General features: G+C 71.5%; 15 protein-coding genes and 2 tRNA genes. 6 read left to right on the top strand and 11 right to left on the bottom strand.

Going from position 1 to position 19,887, the window contains the following annotated elements:
- The 5 genes from clpX to G5C62_RS16635 form a co-directional block, all read right to left on the bottom strand.
- Positions 1 to 1,097 (bottom strand): ATP-dependent Clp protease ATP-binding subunit ClpX (clpX, locus tag G5C62_RS16655; protein WP_164701869.1); only part of this gene is annotated, 1,097 nt, incomplete at its 3' end.
- Positions 1,098 to 1,416: 319 nt separating this feature from the next.
- Complete coding sequence (locus G5C62_RS16650) at positions 1,417 to 2,049, bottom strand: ATP-dependent Clp protease proteolytic subunit (RefSeq protein WP_036336713.1); 633 nt, start codon at positions 2,047 to 2,049, stop codon at positions 1,417 to 1,419.
- Positions 2,050 to 2,051: 2 nt separating this feature from the next.
- Entirely contained in the window at positions 2,052 to 2,663 is a 612-nt protein-coding gene (locus tag G5C62_RS16645; RefSeq protein WP_164701871.1) for an ATP-dependent Clp protease proteolytic subunit, read from the bottom strand.
- A 363-nt stretch (positions 2,664 to 3,026) separates the two neighbouring features.
- Positions 3,027 to 4,496 (bottom strand): trigger factor, encoded by a 1,470-nt coding sequence (gene tig / locus G5C62_RS16640; RefSeq protein WP_164701867.1) that lies wholly within the window; start codon positions 4,494 to 4,496, stop codon positions 3,027 to 3,029.
- Positions 4,497 to 4,591: 95 nt separating this feature from the next.
- Positions 4,592 to 4,665: transfer RNA gene (locus tag G5C62_RS16635), tRNA-Pro, on the bottom strand.
- Positions 4,666 to 4,741: 76 nt separating this feature from the next.
- Here G5C62_RS16635 and G5C62_RS16630 point away from each other — a divergent pair.
- Positions 4,742 to 4,815 (top strand) — tRNA-Gly (locus G5C62_RS16630).
- A gap of 532 nt (positions 4,816 to 5,347) precedes the next feature.
- A complete protein-coding gene (locus G5C62_RS16625; RefSeq protein ID WP_164701865.1) occupies positions 5,348 to 6,724 on the top strand; it encodes an FAD-dependent oxidoreductase in 1,377 nt (458 codons plus the stop codon).
- A gap of 217 nt (positions 6,725 to 6,941) precedes the next feature.
- On the opposite strand, the gene G5C62_RS16620 is transcribed toward G5C62_RS16625, so the two are convergent.
- Positions 6,942 to 7,583: a TetR/AcrR family transcriptional regulator gene (locus tag G5C62_RS16620; protein WP_164701863.1), complete on the bottom strand. Its 642-nt coding sequence runs from the start codon at positions 7,581 to 7,583 to the stop codon at positions 6,942 to 6,944.
- Positions 7,584 to 7,676: 93 nt separating this feature from the next.
- On the opposite strand from G5C62_RS16620, the gene G5C62_RS16615 reads away from it, so the two are divergent.
- From G5C62_RS16615 to G5C62_RS16600, 4 genes are read left to right on the top strand one after another with little or no spacing between them, the layout of a single operon-like run.
- Entirely contained in the window at positions 7,677 to 8,153 is a 477-nt protein-coding gene (locus G5C62_RS16615) for a peroxiredoxin family protein (RefSeq protein WP_164701861.1), read from the top strand.
- A gap of 32 nt (positions 8,154 to 8,185) precedes the next feature.
- Positions 8,186 to 8,992, top strand: coding sequence for an SDR family oxidoreductase (locus G5C62_RS16610; protein WP_164701859.1), 807 nt, complete (start codon positions 8,186 to 8,188; stop codon positions 8,990 to 8,992).
- A gap of 27 nt (positions 8,993 to 9,019) precedes the next feature.
- Complete coding sequence (locus G5C62_RS16605) at positions 9,020 to 10,096, top strand: alkene reductase (protein ID WP_036338186.1); 1,077 nt, start codon at positions 9,020 to 9,022, stop codon at positions 10,094 to 10,096.
- A gap of 31 nt (positions 10,097 to 10,127) precedes the next feature.
- Positions 10,128 to 11,315, top strand: coding sequence for an MFS transporter (locus G5C62_RS16600; protein WP_036338189.1), 1,188 nt, complete (start codon positions 10,128 to 10,130; stop codon positions 11,313 to 11,315).
- Positions 11,316 to 11,318: 3 nt separating this feature from the next.
- Here the strand turns inward: G5C62_RS16600 and G5C62_RS16595 are convergent, their stop codons facing one another.
- The 5 genes from G5C62_RS16595 to G5C62_RS16575 form a co-directional block, all read right to left on the bottom strand.
- The gene (locus G5C62_RS16595; RefSeq protein WP_164701857.1) at positions 11,319 to 12,335 is read right to left on the bottom strand and encodes a sigma-70 family RNA polymerase sigma factor; all 1,017 of its coding nucleotides are present in this window, start codon (positions 12,333 to 12,335) and stop codon (positions 11,319 to 11,321) included.
- Positions 12,336 to 12,448: 113 nt separating this feature from the next.
- On the bottom strand, positions 12,449 to 14,497 hold the full coding sequence (gene betT / locus G5C62_RS16590) for a choline BCCT transporter BetT (RefSeq protein WP_164701855.1): 2,049 nt from the start codon (positions 14,495 to 14,497) through the stop codon (positions 12,449 to 12,451).
- Positions 14,494 to 16,200 (bottom strand): choline dehydrogenase, encoded by a 1,707-nt coding sequence (gene betA / locus G5C62_RS16585; protein ID WP_164701853.1) that lies wholly within the window; start codon positions 16,198 to 16,200, stop codon positions 14,494 to 14,496. The genes betT and betA overlap by 4 nt, the downstream gene beginning before the upstream one ends.
- The gene (locus G5C62_RS16580) at positions 16,197 to 17,702 is read right to left on the bottom strand and encodes an aldehyde dehydrogenase family protein (RefSeq protein WP_164701851.1); all 1,506 of its coding nucleotides are present in this window, start codon (positions 17,700 to 17,702) and stop codon (positions 16,197 to 16,199) included. The genes betA and G5C62_RS16580 overlap by 4 nt, the downstream gene beginning before the upstream one ends.
- 230 nt (positions 17,703 to 17,932) lie before the next feature.
- The gene (locus G5C62_RS16575) at positions 17,933 to 19,729 is read right to left on the bottom strand and encodes a hypothetical protein (protein ID WP_164701850.1); all 1,797 of its coding nucleotides are present in this window, start codon (positions 19,727 to 19,729) and stop codon (positions 17,933 to 17,935) included.
- Positions 19,730 to 19,887: the final 158 nt, after the last annotated feature.

Below are 19,887 nucleotides of genomic sequence, written 5' to 3'. Positions count from 1 at the left end.
GTGCCCCGCAGGATGGCCTGGTCGGCGATCGACTCGAGCGCGTCGTCGGTGAACTCCAGCTCCACCCCGTCGAGCTCGAACAGCCGGCGGTACTGGCGCACCAGGGCGTTCTTCGGCTCGGTGAGGATGTTCATCAGCGCCGTGCGGTCGAGCTTCTGCACCGTGGTGATCACCGGCAGGCGGCCGATGAACTCGGGGATCATGCCGAACTTCAGCAGGTCCTCGGGCATGACCTGGGCGATGGCGTTGGCCTTCTCCACCTCGGCCTTGCCGCGCACCTCGGCACCGAAGCCGATGCCCTGCTTGCCGGTACGGGCCTCGATGACCTCCTCGAGCCCGGCGAAGGCGCCACCGACGATGAACAGCACGTTGGTGGTGTCGATCTGGATGAACTCCTGGTGCGGGTGCTTGCGCCCGCCCTGCGGAGGCACCGACGCGGTCGTGCCCTCGAGGATCTTGAGCAGCGCCTGCTGCACGCCCTCGCCGGAGACGTCCCGGGTGATCGACGGGTTCTCGCTCTTGCGGGCGATCTTGTCAACCTCGTCGATGTAGATGATCCCGGTCTCGGCGCGCTTGACGTCGTAGTCGGCCGCCTGGATCAGCTTCAGCAAGATGTTCTCGACGTCCTCGCCGACGTAACCGGCCTCGGTCAGCGCCGTGGCGTCGGCGATCGCGAAGGGCACGTTGAGCATCCTGGCCAGCGTCTGCGCCAGGTGCGTCTTGCCGCAGCCGGTCGGGCCCATCAGCAGGATGTTGGACTTGGCGAGCTCGACGCCCTCGTCACGGCCCCGGTCGGTGCCGCCGGCCTGCACCCGCTTGTAGTGGTTGTAGACGGCGACGGCGAGCGTGCGCTTGGCCTGGTCCTGGCCGATGACGTACTGCTCGAGGAAGTCGTGGATCTCCTTGGGCTTGGGCAGCTCGTCGAACTTGAGGTCCGACGACTCCGAGAGCTCTTCCTCGATGATCTCGTTGCAGAGGTCGATGCACTCGTCGCAGATGTACACCCCAGGGCCAGCGATGAGCTTCTTGACCTGCTTCTGGCTCTTCCCGCAGAACGAGCACTTGAGCAGGTCGCCGCTCTCACCGATACGTGCCACCTGGCTGACCTCCACCTCGAATGGGACGACGCTGCTGCGGTCCCGTTGGTTCGTGCTGTGTCATGCCCTCGTCGACGCCCTTCCCGCTGGCGTCCGGTGCCCCTGCGGTCGTGGACCGGGGATCGGGCGTTCGCCGAACCTACCCGGCTGATCCGACGTTCCCGGGCAGGAACTCACCCGGGTCGCCCGGCCCGTAACACCCGTCCCGGCCCTCCCCCGCGACCCGGCTGAGCCGTCCGGAGGACACCGGGACGCCGGATGGGAGAACGGTACGGGCCGAGAGCGCGACACGCGCACCCTCGGCCGTCCCATCACTGCGTCAGGCCGGCAGGGCGTTGAGCTTGCGGCTCTGGATGACCTGGTCGACGATCCCGTACTCCATGGCCTCCTGGGCCGTGAGGATCTTGTCCCGGTCGATGTCCTTGCGGACCTGCTCCTGCGACTGCCCGGTGTGCCGGGCCAGGATGCTCTCCATCTGCACCCGCACCCGCTCGATCTCCCGCGCGTGGATCTCCAGGTCGGTGACCTGACCGCCGGCCTCGCCGGAGGGCTGGTGGATCAGCACCCGGGAGTACGGCAGCGCCAGTCGCTTGCCCTTCGTCCCGGCAGCCAGCAGGACGGCGGCCGCGGAGGCGGCCTGGCCCATGCAGACGGTCTGGATGTCGGGGCGGACGAACATCATCGTGTCGTAGATGGCCGTCAGCGCGGTGAACGAGCCACCGGGGCTGTTGATGTACATCGTGATGTCACGGTCGGGGTCGTTGGACTCCAGCGTGATCAGCTGGGCCATGACGTCGTTGGCCGAGGCGTCGTCGACCTGCACCCCGAGGAAGATGATGCGCTCCTCGAAGAGCTTGTTGTACGGGTTCGACTCCTTCATGCCGTAGCTCGTGCGCTCCACGAAGGAGGGCAGGATGTACCGGCTGGAGGGCATCTCGAAGCTGCTGCTCATGGTCACTTCTCCGGTCCGTCGGTGACCGGGTTGTCGGTCGAGGTCATGGACTCTGCGCGGGTCACCACGTGGTCGACGAAGCCGTACTCGAGGGCCTCCTGCGCGGTGAACCAGCGGTCGCGGTCGGAGTCCTTCTCGATCTGCTCGACCGTCTGCCCGGTGAACTGCGCCTGCAGCTCGTTGAGCTGGTGCTTGGTGCTCCGGAAGAGCTCGGCCTGGATGGCGATGTCGGAGGCGGTGCCGCCGACGCCGGCCGAGGGCTGGTGCATCAGGATCCGCGTGTGGGGCAGCGAGTAGCGCTTGCCCTTGGTCCCGGCGGTGAGCAGGAACTGGCCCATCGAGGCGGCGAGGCCCATCGCGTAGGTGGCGACGTCGCAGTCGATGAACTGCATCGTGTCGAAGATCGCCATGCCGGCGGTGACGGAGCCGCCGGGCGAGTTGATGTAGAGGTGGATGTCGCGCTTGGGGTCCTCTGCGGACAGCAGCAGCATCTGCGCGGCCAGCTGGTTGGCGATGACGTCGTCGACCTGGCTGCCGAGGAAGATGATCCGCTCACGCAGCAGGCGCTCGTAGACCGAGTCGTTGAGGTTCATCATCGAGCCGCCGGCGCGCATCAGCGGCGCGCTGGCGGTGATCAGGTCTGAGTTGCTCACGGGTGCGGTGACCTCCGTAGGACTGCGGTGCAGTCGGTCTCGTGGAACGGGTTGGCCGGTGGTCGGGGGCGACCGACGACGCTGCGGACGACCCTCGGTGCCGGTCGTCAGTGCGGCCTCGTGTGGTCGTCCTTCAGGGTTGCCTGAGTGTCACGTCGACCCTAACGCGCACCCCCGACCGGTTCCTCCCGGCGCGGGCCGGTGTTCGCCGTGGGCGCAGCGGCACCGGCGCCGACCTGCGAGGCGCCGACCCGGACGGCACGCCGGAACGACAGCGCCGCCCGTACCCAACGGGGTACGGGCGGCGCAGGGTGTCGCGGTGGGTCAGGCCTTGCCGGCCGTCTCCTCGGTGTCGGTCGCCTCGACCGCGTCGGACTCGACCGCGTCGGACTCGACGACCTCGGCCTCGACGACCTCGGCCTCGGCGGCCTCGGCAGCGTCGTCCTCGGCGTCGGCCGAGTCGGCGGCGACGGTGCGCGGACGCAGCGCCTCCAGGTCGACGACGTTGCCCGACTCGTCGGTGATCGTCGTCTCCTCCAGCAGCTGGGCCAGCGCCTTGGTGCGCCGCACGTCGGCGACGAACTCGGCGATGTTGTTGCCCTGCTGGAGCTGCTGGGCGTACTGCTCGGGGCTGACCCGGTTGCGCTGGGCCTGGGCCATGATCTGCGCGGAGAGGTCCTCGTTGTCGACGGTGACCTCGCGGGCGTCGGCGATGGAGTCGAGCACGAACTGCGTCTTGACCGCCTTCTCGACGTTCTCGCGCATCTCGGCGTCGTAGGCCTCGCGGCTCTCGACCTCGGCCATCGAGAAGTAGGCGTCCCAGTCCATGCCGGCCTGCTGGAGCTCGCGCTCCATGGCCTGGCTGCGCCAGCTGAGCTCCTGCTCGACCAGCTTCTCCGGCACCGGGACCTCGATGGTCTCCAGCAGGTGCTCGACCAGCTTGTCGCGGGCCTGTCCGCCCTGCTGCAGCACCTTGGTGCGGGCCAGCCGGGTGCGGACGTCCTCGCGCAGCTCGGCCAGGGTGTCGAACTCGCTGGCGATCGAGGCGAACTCGTCGTCCAGCTCCGGCAGCTCCTTGGCCTTGACCGACCGGACGGTGACGGTCACGTCGGCCATCTCACCGGCCTGGTCGCCGGCGAGGAGGGCCGTGGAGAAGGTGGCGCTCTCGTCGGCGGACAGCCCGCGCACGGCCTCGTCCAGGCCCTGCATCAGGTTGCCCGAGCCGACCTCGTAGGACATGCCGGTGGTGCTGCCGTCCTCGAGCACCTCGCCGTCGAGCGTGGCCTCCAGGTCGATGGAGACGAAGTCGCCGTCCTCGGCGGCGCGCTCGACACCGGAGAGGGTGGAGAAGCGCTCGCGCATGACGGTGATCTGCTGGTCGATCTCCTCGTCGGTGACCTCGACGTCGTCGACGGTCACCGCCAGGGAGTCCAGCGGGGGCAGCTCGAGGGTGGGGGCGACGTCGACCTCGGCGGTGAAGGCGAGGGCCTCGCCGTCCTCGAGGCGGGTGACCTCGACGTCGGGCTGGCTGATGACGCGGACCTGGTTCTCCCGGATGGCCTCGGAGTAGACCTCCGGGACGGCGTGCTGGACGACCTGCTCCAGCACGACCGGGCGGCCGATCCGCTGGTCCAGGACCCGGTTCGGGACCTTGCCGGGGCGGAAGCCGGGAACGCGCACCTGCTTGCCCAGCTCCTTGTAGACCTCACCGAAGGCGTGGTCCAGGTCGCTCCACGGCACCTCGATCGCGAGCCGGACCCGGGTCGGGCCCAGGTTCTCGATGGTGCTCTTCACAGCGGCGTGCTCCTCAGGTACGACGGGGGTGGGCGCGGCCTCCGTGGGGACGGCGGCCGATCGTGCCCGCGAGTCTTTCAGACCTCGCGGCGGTGTCGGGGTGACAGGATTTGAACCTGCGGCCCCCTGCTCCCAAAGCAGGTGCGCTACCAAGCTGCGCTACACCCCGTGGCCACCGGCGAGTCTAGGCCGACGGCCTGCGGACACCGCCGCGCGGGCACGGGTTAGGCTGCCGCGGTACGCATGCGGGTGTAGCTCAATGGTAGAGCCCCAGCCTTCCAAGCTGGCCATGCCGGTTCGATCCCGGTCACCCGCTCCACGCGCTCACCGGCGCACGTGTCCGCGCATGGAGGCCCAGCCGGCAACGGCAGCCCGTATCTGCTTCCCGAGCAGATCGCCATGAGCAGATCGCCACGAGCGGGCGCATACGGCCATCCGACGCGGGTCTCGAGCAGGCCAGCGTCCGCTACGCCATCGTCGTCCGGTCCGGGCTGCTGCGCCGGCCCCAGCCTGTGGGGGGCACCGCACATGGCCCGCGAGGGCTCACCTCCGTGCGCGAGCCCTGCACCGACGAGAGCCCGCCGTGATCATCGTTCACGGCTCCACCACTGACACCCGGCCGGAGCCGACCTCGGCACTCACCGGACCTGCTGCTCGGCGTCTCGGAGGTACCGCCGGCCGAAGCCGGGCGGCTCGGTCAAGACCTTCGCCCGCCTGCGACAGGACGACGGCTCCTGCCGCTGGTCCAGGACTGCGCCGTCTGACCAGCAGCTCAGCATCTCCGGCGTCCCCCGAGCCTGGGCCGCCCTGCGGGACTGCCTGAGCACGTGGCGGCGGCATACAGTCCGGCTGTGAGGTGGCGACTGGTGGTGATCGGCGGGGACGCCGCGGGCGGCAGCGCGGCGTCCCAGGCGAAGAAGCGCTGCGCCGACCTGGACGTCGTGATGTTCGAGCGCGGCCGCGCCACCTCCTACTCCGCCTGCGGGATCCCCTACTGGATCAGCGGCACGGTGCCGGACGAGGCCGCGCTGATCGCCCGCACACCGGATCAGCACCGCGCCATGGGCATCGACGTGCGGATGCGCACGGAGGTGACCGGCATCGACCTGGATCGCCGGACGGTCACCTGGCGGGAGCGGGACGGCGGGAGGGCCGGCAGCGAGCCGTTCGACGAACTGGTCTACGCCACCGGCAGCGTGCCGATGCGCCCGCCAGTGCCCGGCATCGAAGCCGACGGGGTGTACGGCGTCCAGATCCTCGATGACGGCGTGGCGCTGCGCGCCGAACTCGCCAGCGGCCGGGTGCGCAGAGTCGTGGTGGTGGGCGGGGGCTACATCGGGCTGGAGATCGCCGAGGCATGCCGGGTCCGCGGCCTGCACGTCACCGTGGTGGACCGCTCGGCCACACCGGTCGGCACGTTCGATCCCGACGTCGGGGAGTTCATCGCCGACGCCGTGCGTTCCGAGGGCATCGAGCTGGTGCTGTCCGAGGGGGTCGTCGCCGTCGATGTCGGTACCGACGGACGAGCCCGCGCGGTGCAGACCGCGGGCGGCCGGGAACTGCCCGCCGATCTGGTCGTGCTCGGCCTCGGGGTGCGGCCCGACGTCCGGCTGGCCCAGGAGGCCGGGATACCGCTGGGGATCTCCGGCGGCATCGCCGTCGATGCCCGGATGCACACCGAGGCCGAGGGCGTGTGGGCGGCCGGTGACTGCGTGGAGTCGCGGCACCGGCTGTCGGGCCAGCGGATGGTGGTGGCGCTGGGCACGCACGCCAACAAGCAGGGCCGGGTCGCCGGGATCAACATCGGCGGGGGCTATGCCACCTTCCCCGGCGTGATCGGCACCGCGATCACCAAGGTGTGCGATCTGGAGGTCGCGCGCACCGGCCTGTCCAGCCAGGAGGCCCAGCTCGCCGGCTACTCGTTCGTGACGGCCTCGGTCGACTCGACCACCACGGCCGGCTACTTCCCCGGCGCCCAACCCATCCGGCTCAAGATGATCGCCGAGCGGCGCAGCGGACGGCTGCTGGGCGCTCAGGTCGTCGGGCGCGCCGGGTCCGCCAAGCGCATCGACGCCCTGGCCGTCTGCATCTGGAACGAGATGACCGTCGATCAGATCCTCTCCCTGGACCTGTCCTACGCACCCCCGTTCGCCCCGGTCTGGGATCCCGTGCTCATCGCCGCCCGCAAGGCCTTCGAAGCCGTGGAAGCCGACATCCGGCGGCTCTGATCCGCCGGGTGGCGCTCGCCACGAACCCGAGAGGGCGTACCAGGGCTCCGCTCTTGGTCGTCCGCGGCTGAGTGCCTCCGGGGCCGAAACGGTGGGCCAGCTCTTCGCACTCGACCGGGAAGTGGGGACGTGATGCCGCCGACGGCCGGCTGCCGGTGAGCAGGCTGGAGGCAGACGTGTTGCCCGCCGGGGGGTGGGAGCGCCGCCGCCCCGCTGGTCATCGGTCGCCCGAGACCACCACCTGGGCGGCGATGCCCGCCAGCGCGAGGTCCAGGGCCGCCTCGAGCGGCTCGACCGAACGGTGCGTCTGCGCGAGCAGCAGCCCTCCCTGGGCCGCGGCCAACAGCCCGAGAGCCAGGGTCTCCGGATCGGCCTGGCCGGCCAACTCGCCGCGGGACTGCATGGCCCGCAAGCCGACGGCCAGGTGCTCCCGCCACTCGCCGAACCCGGCGACCAGGTCTGCGCGAGCCGACGGGTCGGACTCGACCAGCTCGCCGGCGAGCCGACCCAGCGGGCAGCCCCCGACACAGCCGGTGTGCCGGTTGACCTCCAGGATCCGGTCCCGCCACCGCCGCAGCGCCGCCAGGGAGCCCAGGTCGTCCAGCTCCGGCTGCTGGACCTGCAGCACCCGCCCCACCTGCCGCCCGATCACCGCGCCGACCAGCGCGGACTTGTCGGCGAAGTAGTGGTAGAGCTGCGACTTGCTGGTTCCGGTGACGGCACGGACGTCGTCCAGGCTGGTCCCGGCCACACCGTGCTCGTGCATGAGCTGGGCCGCCGCGGCGACGATGCGCTCCCGGGTCGCCTGCCCGCGCGCGGTCAGCGCCGGTTCCGCGGATCGATCACCCGTCGTGTGCATGACGATCATGATACGCGGGAATTGGACTGATCGGTCCACTGCTGCACCCGACAGCACCCGACCGTCCCATCCACGCCACGACAGGAGTGACCCGTGCCCCGACTGGAGAACGGCCAGCCCTTCCCCTCGCTACAGCTGCCGCTGGTGGGCGGTGGAGGGACCTCCCTGCCGGAGGACCTCGCCGGCGACTTCGGCGTCGTCCTGATCTACCGCGGGTCTTGGTGCCCGTACTGCAACGCCCAGCTGTCGTCCTTCTCCCGGGCCAAGGACGACCTCGCCGCCGCCGGCATCAAGGTCGTCGCGTTGTCCGTCGACGACGAGCAGACCTCGACCGAGCTGGTCGAGAAGCGGCGGCTGAACTTCCCCGTCGCGCACAGCGCGGACCCCGATCAGGTGGCCGCCGACCTCGGCGCCTACGTCAACGACGAGCCCCGGTACCTGCAGTCGACCGGCTTCGTCCTGGCCCCCGACGGCACGGTCCTGACGGCCGTCTACTCCTCCGGGGCGATCGGTCGCCTGGTGCCCGACGACGTCGTCGGCTTCGTCCGCTACGCCAAAGAGCACAGCTGATCCGCGGACATCCCGCTGAGAGGAACCACCAGATGGACCTGCAGAACCGCTCGATCCTGCTGACCGGTGCCGCCACCGGCATCGGCCGCAGCCTCGCGTTGCAGCTCGCCGACCACGCACCGCGACTGACCCTGGTGGGCCGCCGTTCCCAGCCGCTGGAGGAGGTCGCCGACCTGGTCCGCGAGCGCGGCGGCCAGGCCTCGGTCGTCGCCGCAGACCTGACCGAGCCGGGGGCTGCGGCCACCGCCGTCGCTGCCGCGCACGAGCACTTCGGCGGCATCGACGTCCTGGTGAACAACGCCGGCAACGTCCGCGCCGGCCGCCTGGATGCGATCGAGGAGGCTGAGGTGGCTGCCCAGATCGCGTTGAACCTGACCGCGCCCATCCTGCTGACGCGCGCCGCCCTGCCGGCGTTGCGGGCCAGTGGCAACGGCCTGGTCGTCAACGTCTCCTCCGGCATCGGACTGGTGGGGATGCCGTTCTACGCCACCTACGCGGCCACCAAGGCCGGCATCGCACACTTCGGGGAATCGCTGCGCCGTGAGCTCTACGGCGAGGGCGTCCACGTGCTCACCGTGTTCCCCGGTGCTACCAGCACGCCGATGATGGCCAGCTCGCAGGCCGGCCCCGAGCACGGGTTCGTCTACGAGACCCCCGACGAGGTCGCTGCGGCGACGATCGCCGGGATGGCCGACGGCAGTCTCACCGTCGTCCGGGGCGGCGAACGCCGCGCGCAGATGATCGACGCCAACCGCACCGATCCGGCCTCGCTGGACCGGCAGCTCGCCGGCCTCAAGCCGGAGCTGGAGAAGGCCGTCGCCGGCCACTCCAGCCTCTGATCCGACAACGCACCAAGGAGTTCTCCCATGACGTCCTCGCTCTTCTCCCCCGCCACCCTCGGCAGCCTCCAGCTGCGCAACCGGCTGGTCATGGCCCCCATGACCCGGAACCGGGCGGCTGCCGACGGCGTGCCGACCGAGTCGATGACCACCTACTACACCCAGCGCGCCGGAGCCGGGCTGATCGTCACCGAGGGCACCCAGCCCAGCGCCGTCGGGCAGGGCTATCCGAACACCCCGGGCATCCACAACGCCGAGCAGGCCGCCGGCTGGCGCCGGGTGACCGATGCCGTGCACGAGCAGGGCGGTCGGATCTACCTGCAGCTCATGCACGCCGGGCGGATCTCCCACCCCTCGCTGCAGCCGGACGGCGGCCGCCCGGTCGCACCGTCGGCAGTTCGCCCGGCCGGCCAGGTGTTCACCACCGAGGGCCTGCAGGACTTCGTCGAGCCGCGCGCGCTGGAGACCGAGGAGGTCGAGGCCGTCGTCGCCGAGTTCGCCGAGGCAGCCCGCCTCGCGGTCGAGGAGGGTGGCTTCGACGGTGTCGAGGTGCACGGCGCCAACGGCTACCTGCCGCACCAGTTCCTCGCCGAGGGCACCAACCAGCGCACCGACCGCTACGGCGGCTCGGCCGAGAACCGCGCCCGGTTCCTCCTCGAGGTGACCGCTGCCGTCGCCGGCGCCGTGGGCGCCGAGCGGGTGGGGGTGCGGCTGTCCCCGGCCAACAGCTTCAACGACATCGTGGAGCACGAGACCGAGGACGTGTACGCCGCGGTCGTGGCGGGTCTGGAGCCGCTCGGGCTGGCCTACCTGCACGTGGTGGAGGGGCCGCCGGCCGTCACCGAGCAGATCCGCCGCGCCTGGTCGGGGCCGATGATCGTCAACCCGGCCTTCAGCCTGGCGACGACGACGGACAACCTGGACGCACTGCTCGCCCACGGGCGCGCCGACCTCGTCGCGGTCGGCCGGGCCTTCATCGCCAACCCGGACCTGGTCCGCCGGCTCGAGGTCGACGCCGACCTCAACCTCGCCGACGAGAGCAGCTTCTACGGGGGCACCGACGCCGGGTACATCGACTACCCGACGCTGGACCAGGCGGCCTGACGCTGCTGCGCCCGGCCCTGGAGGAGCTGCGGTGACCTCCAGGGCCGGTGCGCCCGGCCAGCGGGCGAGCGGGGCGTGGCGCTGGCCGGCGCTGGCGATGTTCGCGGTCGGCTACGGCGCGAACCAGTTCGTGCCGCTGCTGGCCGTCTACCGCCACGACCTGGCGTTGTCCGACGCCAGCGCCACGGCGATCTTCGGGGTCTATGCCGTCGGGCTGGTGCCGGGCTTCCTCGTCGGCGGTCCGGCCAGCGACCGTTACGGCCGGCGCCGCATCATGATCAGCTTCGCCGCGGTCTCGCTGCTGGCCACCGTGGTGCTGATCACCGGAAGCTGGGGCCCGGCCGGCCTCTACGCGGGCCGGCTGCTGACCGGGGTCGTCTCCGGCACGGTGTTCACGGTGGGGACGGCGTGGATCAAGGAGCTGTCCGGGAGAGCCCCCGGTGCGGCCGCACGCCGTGCGGCACTGGCGCTGACCGCCGGGTTCGGTGTCGGACCGCTGGTCGCCGGCCTGCTGGCCCAGTGGGCGCCGCTGCCCACGGTCCTGCCCTACCTGCTCCACCTGGCCCTCGGGGGCACGGCGCTCGCGCTGCTGCCCCGGGCTCCCGAGACGCGTCCGGCCTCCTCGGGTGGCCGGTGGCAGCTGATCCCGGCAGCGGCGAGGACCAGCCGGTTCCGCCGGGTCGTCGCGCCGATGGCCCCGTGGGTGTTCGGCAGCGTGACCCTGGTCTTCACCACGCTCCCCGCCCACGGTGTGGGACCGCTCCCGGGGATCGGCGTGGCGTTCTCGGGCTTCCTGGCGGCTGCTGCACTCAGCGCCGGCCTCGGCGGCCAACGCTGGGGCCGGCACCTGCTCGGCAGCGGGGACGCCCGGGCCATGGTCCTCGGACTGGCCGCGGTCACGACCGGCGTGCTGGCCGCGGCGCTGGCCACCGCCCGTCCCGGCCTGCTTCCGGTCGTGGCGGCGGCGCTGGTGCTGGGCGTCGGGTACGGCGTGTGCCTGGTGGGCGGGTTGCGCGAGGTGGAACGGCTGGCCACCCCGGAGCAACTGGGCGGGCTGGTCGCCGTCTACTACTCGCTGGCGTACTCAGGGCTGGCCATCCCATTCCTGCTCGCCCTGGCCGCACCGCAGGTCGGTTACCCGCCGGCGCTGCTGCTCGTGGCCGCCGCGGCGCTGGCCACCGGCGTCATCGTGTCCGTGCAGAGCCGTCGGAACCGGTGAGCGTCAACCAGCCGTCGAGGCCGCCGGGTCGTGCGGCAGGCCGAAGAGGCCGAACAGCCGGGTGTCGAGGAACGCCGTCATCCGGGTGATCCGCCCGTCGGCCATGGTCAGCGCGTGGACGGCCCACGGCCGGTGCGCGCCGCCGGGCCCGTTGGGCCGCCACTGGGCGAAGGCCGGGTTCCCGTTGAGCTCCAGCGGCACCACGTGCGAGCCGCGGCACTCCGCACCGGGGCCGGCGAACCAGGTGCCGATGTCCGCGGCGCTGCGCAGCCACATCGCGTACGGCGGCATGTCCATCACCGCGTCCTCGTGCAGCAGCGCGACCAGGGCCTCGATGTCGTAGCGCAGGAAGGCGTCCAGGTACCGGGCCAGCAGCTCGGCGTCCGGGGCGGCGACGTCCCGGTCGGGGGCCTTCTCCCGGGCCTGGGCCGCAGCGAGGGTGGCCCGGGCACGCTGCAGCGCACTGTTGGCGGCCGCGACGGAGGTCTCGAGCAGCGCCGCCACCTCGTCGGCCTTCCAGCGCAGCACGTCCCGCAGGATCAGCACGGCCCGCTGCCGCGGCGGCAGCAGCTGCAGCGCGGCGACGAAGGCCAGCCGCACCGACTCCTTCTGCACGGCGAGGTCGGCCGGGTCGCCCCCGACGGGGAGGACGTTGCGGTCCAGCGCCGGCTCGACCCACGCCCCGTCGGCCAGCACCCCGGCCAGCGACGCCGGCACGGGGGCCGAGGACTCGTCGGACAGGTCGACCGGGAGCGCCCGGCGCTTGCGGCCATCGAGGGCGTCGAGACAGACGTTGGTGGCGATCCGGTACAGCCAGGAACGCAGTGCCCCGCTGCCCTGCAGCCGGTCCAGCGACCGCCAGGCCCGGACCATCGTCTCCTGGACGGCGTCCTCCGCATCGAAGGAGGACCCGAGCATCCGGTAGCAGTACCCGGTCAGCTCACGCCGGTGTTCGGCCAGCCGCGGTTCGAGCTCAGCGACCTGACCGACGTCCGGCCGTTCGACGATCGCACCGGTCATCACGGGCTCCTCCCCGGCTGGGCTGTTCCGGGGACGATCCTGCCCGAGGGGACCGACAGAAGTAAGACGCACGGGGACGGTCGCCGCACGCGATCGTGCGGCGACCGAACCCGTCAGGACGTCGTGCCGGACTCCTGGAGGCGCAGGAACTCCAGGTGCCGCTCGTACTGGTCGAGCACGTCGTCGATGATCTGGGTGTGGGTGTACCCCATGATGTCGTAGCCCTGGCCGCCCTCCCGCATGTGGACCTCGAGGCGGAAGTAGGTGTCGTCCCCGCGGGGTGAGGCCGGTCCGTAGACCGGCATCGGCACCTCCTCGGGCTGGACCCGGTAGTCGAACGGGTAGTCGCCCCGGAGATCGACCACCAGCTGGACGTGGGTCCACCCGAGCTCGTCGGTCTCGCGGCGCACCTCGGTCTCGACCCCCTCGGCGCGCAGCTCCGTCGCCACCTCCTCCAGCGCGGGCTCCGCCACCTCGTCGAGGAACTGGTCGACCCGGGCCTTGCCGGGGAAGGACATCGCTCGGCTCAGCCGGGTGCGCCACGTCCGCCCACCGCGCCGGTCCCCGGCCATCGGGGTGCGTCCCGACAGCCGCCCCGGCAGGCTCTGGGCGTGGCTGGCGGTGCGGTTGGCCTCCACCCGCAGCGCCTTGAACAGCGACACCATGACCAGCACCATCACGAAGGCGAACGGCAACCCCATGACGATGGTGGCGTTCTGCAGGGCGGGCACCCCACCGACGATGAGCATCCCGGCGGTGAGCAGGCCGGTGGCCACGGCCCAGAAGATCCGCACGCCCTTGCCTGCGTCGGCCTGCGGCGTCCTCAGCTCCGAGGACAGGTTGGCCATGACCAGCGCACCGGAGTCGGCCGAGGTCACGTAGAAGAGCAGGCCCACGAAGGTGGCGACCGCCGCGGTCAGCGGGAACACCGGGTACTCCATGAGCAGGGTGTAGAAGCCCCGCTCGGGGGTGTTCATCGCGAGCTCGCCGAAGGCCTCGTCACCGCCGCGCACCCGGTCCAGCGCACTGTTCCCGAAGATCGACACCCACATGAGGATGTAGGTGAACGGGATGATCATCGTGCCGGCCACGAACTGCCGGATGGTGCGGCCTCGGGAGATGCGGGCGAGGAACAGCCCCACGAACGACGCCCAGGCGATCCACCAGGCCCAGAAGAACAGCGTCCAGCCGTTCAGCCAGTCGACCGGCCGGTCGAAGGCGAACGTCTGCAGGGTGAGGTCGCCGAACGTGCTGACGAAGTCACCGATGTTCAGCACCAGGGCGTTGAGCAGGAACACGGTGTTGCCGGCGATCAGCACGAAGGCCGCGAGACCGATGGCGAGGAGGACGTTGAGCTGGGAGAGGAGCTTGATCCCCTTGTCGATCCCACTGACCGCCGAGATGGTGGCGATCCCGACGGCCAGCGCGATCAGCCCGACCTGGGCCGCGCGGCCCTCGGGGATCCCGACCAGCAGGTCGAGGCCGTAGTTGAGCTGGACGACACCGATGCCGAGCGAGGTGGCGACACCGAAGATCGTGCCGAGCACGGCCGCCAGGTCGACGGTGTGGCCCAGGGCGCCGTTGATCCGCTTGCCGAAGATCGGGTACAGCGCCGACCGGATCGCCAGCGGCAGGTTCATCCGGTAGGAGAAGTAGGCCAGCGCCATCCCCATCAGCGCGTACATCCCCCACCCGGTGATCCCGTAGTGGAAGAGCGTCCAGACCGTCGCCTCACGCGCTGCCTCGACGGTCTCGGGTTCCCCGACCGGCGGCGCCAGGTACTGCGTCACCGGCTCGGCCACCGCGAAGAACATCAGGTCGGTGCCGATCCCGGCGGCGAAGAGCATCGAGGCCCAGGCGAAGGTGCTGTACTGCGGCGTCGAGTGCTCCGGGCCGAGCTTCGTCCGCCCGTACCGGGACACCCCGAGGAAGATCACGAAGACCAGGACAGCGGTCGCCAGCAGGATGTAGAACCAGCCGAACCACTCCGACGTCCACCCGACGAGGGTCCCGATGGCGTCCGCCGCCGCCGTCGGGGCGACGATGGCCCACGCGGCCACGATCAGGACCCCGGCCGCCGAGCCGTAGAACACCGGCTTCTTGATCCGCGCCGACGGCCCAGCCGTCGTCGACCCCTCGGCCGCGGCGGTCTGCTCGCTCATGACGTCTGCCCGGCGAGGACCGTGTTCCGGGGGTCGCCCGGCGGGTGGAGGGGCATCCCGTCACGGTGGCGGTAGTACGGCACGTGCAGCGGCGGCGCCGGCTCGTTCCCCATGATCAGGTCCGCGGCCTTCTCCGCCAGCATCATGACCGGGGCGTAGATGTTGCCGTTGGGCACGAAGGGCATCACCGAGGCGTCCACGACGCGCAGCCCCTCGACACCGTGCACGCGCATGCTCGAAGGGTCCACCACGCTCCTGTCGTCGGTGCCCATCTTGGCGGTGCACGACGGGTGCAGCGCCGTCTCGGCGTCGCGGGCGACCCAGTCCAGGATCTCCTCGTCGGTCTCGACCGACGGGCCGGGCGAGATCTCCCCGGCGTTGAAGGGCGCGAACGCGGGCTGCTCGAGGATGTCGCGCGCCGCACGCACCATCTCGATCCACTCGCGGCGGTCGCTCTCCGTCGAGAGGTAGTTGAACCGCAGTGCGGGGTGCTCGAAGGGATCCGTGGACTTGATCTTGACGGTGCCGCGGACGTCGGAGTACATCGGCCCGATGTGCACCTGGTACCCGTGCTCGGGGGCCGGTCGGGTCCCGTCGTACCGGATGGCGATCGGCAGGAAGTGGAACATCAGGTTCGGGTAGTCGACCTGGTCGTTGCTGCGGATGAAGCCCCCGGCCTCGAAGTGGTTCGAGGCCCCGACGCCCCGACGCAGGAACAACCACTCGGCACCGATCCGCGGCTTGTGCCGGTGCTTGAGCCAGGGCGCGATCGAGACCGGCTGCTTGCTGGCGTACTGGATGTAGACCTCGAGGTGGTCCTGCAGGTTCTCCCCCACGCCCGGCAGGTCCGCGACGCACTCGATGCCCAGCTGCTCCAGTTCCGCGGCGTTCCCGATCCCCGCCAGCTGGAGCAGCTGCGGGGAGTTGAACGCCCCTCCGCACAGGACCACCTCACCGGCGTCGACGGTGCGCTTGAACGTGCCGCCGCGCAGGTAGTCGACGCCGACGGCGCGGCCACCGTGCACCCGCACGCCGGTCACGTGGGAGAGCGTGTGCACGGTGAGGTTGGGCCGGCTCATCACCGGGTGCAGATAGGCGCGGGAGGCGCTGAGCCGACGGCCCTGGTGGACGTTGCGGTCGAACGGCGCGAACCCCTCCTGCCGATAGCCGTTGACGTCGTCGGTCAACGGGTGCCCGGCCTGCTGGGTGGCCTCGAAGAAGGCACCGAACAGCGGGCCCTTCGCCGGCCCACGCTCCATGACCATCGGGCCGGAGCCACCACGCCACTGGTCCGCACCGGCCAGGCACGTCTCCATGCGCTTGAAGTAGGGCAGACACTCGGCGTAGCCCCACTGCTCCATGCCCGGCTCCCGGGCCCAGCGCTCGTAGTCCAGCGGGTTGCCGCGCTGGAAGATCATGCCGTTGATGCTGCTGGAGCCCCCGAGGACCTTGCCGCGGGCGTGGAACACCCGGCGGCCGTTCATGTGCGGCTCCGGCTCGGACTCGTACTTCCAGTCGTACAGGCGGTTGCCGATCGGGTACGGGAGCGCCGCCGGCATGTGGATGAACGGGTCGACCTTGAAGTCACTGCGCCCGGCCTCGAGGACGAGGACCGTCGTGGCCGGGTCCGCGCTGAGGCGGTTGGCCAGGGCGGATCCGGCGGACCCGCCTCCGACGATGACGTAGTCGTAGGACTTGCTCATGCGTCCCTCCCTGCGGGCTCGCCGAACCAGTACTGCGCGGCCGGCCTGGTGTTGTGCCAGATGTGCTTGGTCTCCCGGTACTCGTCGAGGCCGGCGAGGCCGAGCTCCCGACCGGTCCCCGACTGCTTGAACCCGCCCCACTCGGCCTGCGGCACGTAGGGGTGGTAGTCGTTGATCCAGACCGTGCCGTGCCGCAGCCGCCGGGCCACGCGCTCGGCGCGGCCGGCGTTCTGGGTCCAGACGGCGCCGGCGAGGCCGTAGATCGTGTCGTTGGCGATCCCCACGGCCGCGTCCTCGAGCTCGTCGGAGCTCGAGCCGCTGAACGTCTCCACGGTGAGCACCGGGCCGAACGACTCCTCCTGCACCACACGCATGTCCGTGCGGCACCCGTCGAAGATGGTCGGGAGGAAGAAGAACCCGTCGGCGAGCTCCGGGTCCTCCGGCCGTCCGCCGCCGACGCGGAGCACCGCTCCCTCGGCGAGCCCGGCGGCGACGTAGTCCTCGACCTTCTCCCGGTGGGCCGCGCTGATCAGCGGCCCGGTCTCCGCCTCGTGGTCGAAGGGCCCGCCCAGCCGGATCTTCTCCGCGCGCCGGACCAGCTCGTCGACGAAGTCGTCGTGGATCGTGTCCTCGACGACCAGCCGGGCACCTCCCGAGCAGACCTGCCCGGAGTCGAGGAAGACGGCGGTCAGGGCGAAGTCGAGCGCCACGTCGAGATCGGCGTCGGCGAAGACGATGTTCGGGTTCTTGCCGCCCAGCTCAAGGGCGACCTTCTTCACCGTCGCCGAGGCGGCGGCCATGATCTTCCGGCCGGTCTCCAGGCCACCGGTGAAGGAGACGAGGTCGACCTCGGGCGCCTCGGTGAGCGGCACACCCACGTGCGCCCCGGTGCCGAGCACCAGGTTGGCGACGCCGTCGGGCACCCCTGCCTCGGTGAGTGCCCGCATCAGCCAGATCGCGGTCGACGGCGTCAGCTCGCTCGGCTTGAGCACGAAGGTGTTCCCCGCGGCCAGCGCCGGGGCCACCTTCCACGAGGTCTGCAGCAGCGGGTAGTTCCACGGAGTGATCAGCGAGCACACCCCGATGGGCTCGCGGACGATCCGGCTGGAGACGTCGGGCATCCCCGGGTCGACGACCCGCCCGGCGTCCGCACCGGCCAGACCCGCGTAGTGCCGGAAGACCGCGGCGATGTCGTCCACGTCGAGCTCGGACTCGACCAGCCGCTTGCCGGTGTCCAGCGACTCCAGCCGGGCGACCTCGTCCTTCTGTTCCTCGAGCAGGTCGGCGACCCGGTGGAGGACCCGCCCGCGCTCGGTGCCGGTGGTGTCGCGCCACGGGCCGCTGTCGAACGCGCGACGAGCGGCGCGCACCGCGCGCACCGCGTCCTCCGCAGTCCCCTCCGACACGGTGGTGACCAGGGTCCCGTCTGCCGGGCACCGGATCTCCCGGGTCCCGCCCTCGGCGGCGTCCTGCCACGTTCCATCGATGAACAGGTCGGGCATGAGTTCCTCTCGTCCGCCGCAGGAGCTCTGCCGCCGGACGTGGTGCGGAACGCGACCACTGTCGTCGTCCCCCTGGAATGGTGCCGTCCCACACGGATCTGGACGACCGGCGCCTGCCCCGTCGGTTCGAGAGAGCCTGCTCCTTCGACGGCGTCCGCGGGTTCGGACGCCGAGTCGGCGCCGAGGAACCCTACCGAACACGCCTCCGCGGAAGGGACTCGTTCTCCTCGCTACTGGTAGGTGACCAGTTCCGGGGTCGGCTGCACCGTCTCGATGGTCTCCTGGGGGGAGATCATCGGCTCGTCCTCGTCGATGAAGTTCTTCCAGCCCCAGTACAGCGGCTCCGGGGCGCCGCGGTGCAGCACCTCCCAGGTGGTCTGCTTGGCCGGCTGGGAGCCCTGTCCGTCGACGTGCACCAGGATCGCCAGCTCGTCACGGGAGGTGTCCAGCCGCTCGCGGTCGACGATCATCCGCACCTGGAACTGGTGCAGCACCAGCAGCTTCTGCGGCAGGTCGTTCTCCCGGACCAGGTCGGCCAGCCAGGTGACCACCTGGTTCACCTCGTCGATGTTCACCTGGCCGATCTGGCGCAGGTGCACCTCACCCGGCTTCAGCCGCCACTCCGGGTCCAGCGCCAGCCCGACGTAGGGCAGCGTCAGCAGCGGCTCGTACTGCTTGGCCTGGGTGAGGAAGTCGGTGCGGCCCGGCTGCAGGTCCAGCACCACGTACAGGCCGGCCTCACCGGCGGCCTCGACCCAGGGGCGCAGCGTCTCGACGTCCTGCTCGGCGGAGTAGTTGCCGTCCGGGCCGGCCGAGGCCGAGGCCACGGTGGCGATGATCTCGAACGTCGGGACGACGGTGTTGTCCACCAGCGGCCGGTACTCGTCGGCGTACTGCTGTGCCCGCGCGATGGCGCCGGGCAGGTCCTGCTCGCCCAGCAGGCCCAGGGCCCCGCTGCCGGGGATGCCGTAGAGGGCGATCAGCGTGTGCTCGGGGAACAGCAGCTGACCGCCGCCGGGCAGCTGCGTGCCGGTGGCCACGGTGTCCAGCTTCCAGTCGATCCCCGGCGCCCCGGCCAGGTCGGCACCCAGCACGACGACCGTGGGCTCGGCGGCGAGGCGCTCGACGACTTCCGCCGACCCGCGCGGGTCGACCACCCCGCCGGTGAGCAGCACCTCGGCACCGGCGGCTCGGGCCGTCGCGATCCCGGCCAGCGACTGCGCGTCCCCGCTCGCGAGGACCACCACGTCCTCCAGCAGCTCGGGGCGCTGCACCTCGGGCAGCTCCCCCGTCGCCTCCGCCGGCTCCGACGCCTCGGACTCGGTCTCCGACGCCTCGGACCCGGTCTCGGACGCACCGGTCTCCGAGTCCTCCGCTGCCGTCTCGGTGGGGCTCGCCGGGGCCGGCGGGGCCTCCGCCGTCAGGACCGGCAGCGCGTCCGGCGCCAGCCCGGCCACCGCAGCCGCCCGCTCCGCGTCGGGCACGGTCGTGGGCTCGGCGAGGTCCAGGCCGGTCGCTTCCGCCAGCGCCTCGGCGTCGGCGGGGACGGCCACGACGTCGAGGTCGTCCGAGCCACCCGGGACCAGGTCGGCGGCGTCGTCGCCGACGGCGAGAACCGTCTGCACGCCGAGGCGGTCGAGCTCCGCCCCGAGCACGTCGGCGGGGTCGTCGGAGCCCAGCAGCAGGGGCACACCGAGACCCACCGCCGCCACCGCGCCCAGCAGCTCCGCATCCGCATCGCCGCCACCGGCCACGACGGCCACGTCCGAGCTCTCGTACAGCGCCCGGCTGGTCGAGACGGCGGCGGCCACCGGGTCGGCGTCGGGCACGAGCGTGCGCGCCGCATCCGGAGCCGCGGTCACGGCCCCGGCGACGGCGGGGTCGTCCGAGCCACCCGAGTCGGCCGAGCCGCCAGAGTCCCCGTCGTCCGAGCCGGTGCACCCGGCGAGCACCAGGGCGGTGACCAGGGCGAGCGCCGGGACGGCGGGGCCGCGAGCGGGACGGGGGAGGACTGCGGTGCGGCGCATGGGCTACTTCCTGTGCCCGCGGCCAACCAGGGAGCCCGACGAGCCGCTGCTGCGGGCCGTCGTGGATGTCGCGCTCGAGGCGGCGCAGGGCGACGGCCTCGGCCGCCACGGCGGCGTCCCGGCCCTCGGAGAGCCGGCCGATCTCGGCCTGGGTGGCG

It is taken from the genome of Modestobacter sp. KNN46-3, assembly GCF_011039295.1.
This window is presented reverse-complemented; position numbering and strand designations above follow the sequence as displayed.

What these genes read in the sequence shown, in the direction of transcription:
- G5C62_RS16650 (WP_036336713.1), bottom strand. Translation starts at nt 2,049, where the DNA reads ATGAGCAGCAGCTTCGAGATGCCCTCCAGCCGGTACATCCTGCCCTCC.
- G5C62_RS16645 (WP_164701871.1), bottom strand. Translation starts at nt 2,663, where the DNA reads ATGCGCGCCGGCGGCTCGATGATGAACCTCAACGACTCGGTCTACGAG.
- G5C62_RS16620 (WP_164701863.1), bottom strand. Translation starts at nt 7,583, where the DNA reads ATGCACACGACGGGTGATCGATCCGCGGAACCGGCGCTGACCGCGCGC.
- G5C62_RS16610 (WP_164701859.1), top strand. Translation starts at nt 8,186, where the DNA reads ATGGACCTGCAGAACCGCTCGATCCTGCTGACCGGTGCCGCCACCGGC.
- G5C62_RS16605 (WP_036338186.1), top strand. Translation starts at nt 9,020, where the DNA reads ATGACGTCCTCGCTCTTCTCCCCCGCCACCCTCGGCAGCCTCCAGCTG.
- G5C62_RS16595 (WP_164701857.1), bottom strand. Translation starts at nt 12,335, where the DNA reads ATGACCGGTGCGATCGTCGAACGGCCGGACGTCGGTCAGGTCGCTGAG.
- betT (WP_164701855.1), bottom strand. Translation starts at nt 14,497, where the DNA reads ATGAGCGAGCAGACCGCCGCGGCCGAGGGGTCGACGACGGCTGGGCCG.
- betA (WP_164701853.1), bottom strand. Translation starts at nt 16,200, where the DNA reads ATGAGCAAGTCCTACGACTACGTCATCGTCGGAGGCGGGTCCGCCGGA.
- G5C62_RS16580 (WP_164701851.1), bottom strand. Translation starts at nt 17,702, where the DNA reads ATGCCCGACCTGTTCATCGATGGAACGTGGCAGGACGCCGCCGAGGGC.
- G5C62_RS16575 (WP_164701850.1), bottom strand. Translation starts at nt 19,729, where the DNA reads ATGCGCCGCACCGCAGTCCTCCCCCGTCCCGCTCGCGGCCCCGCCGTC.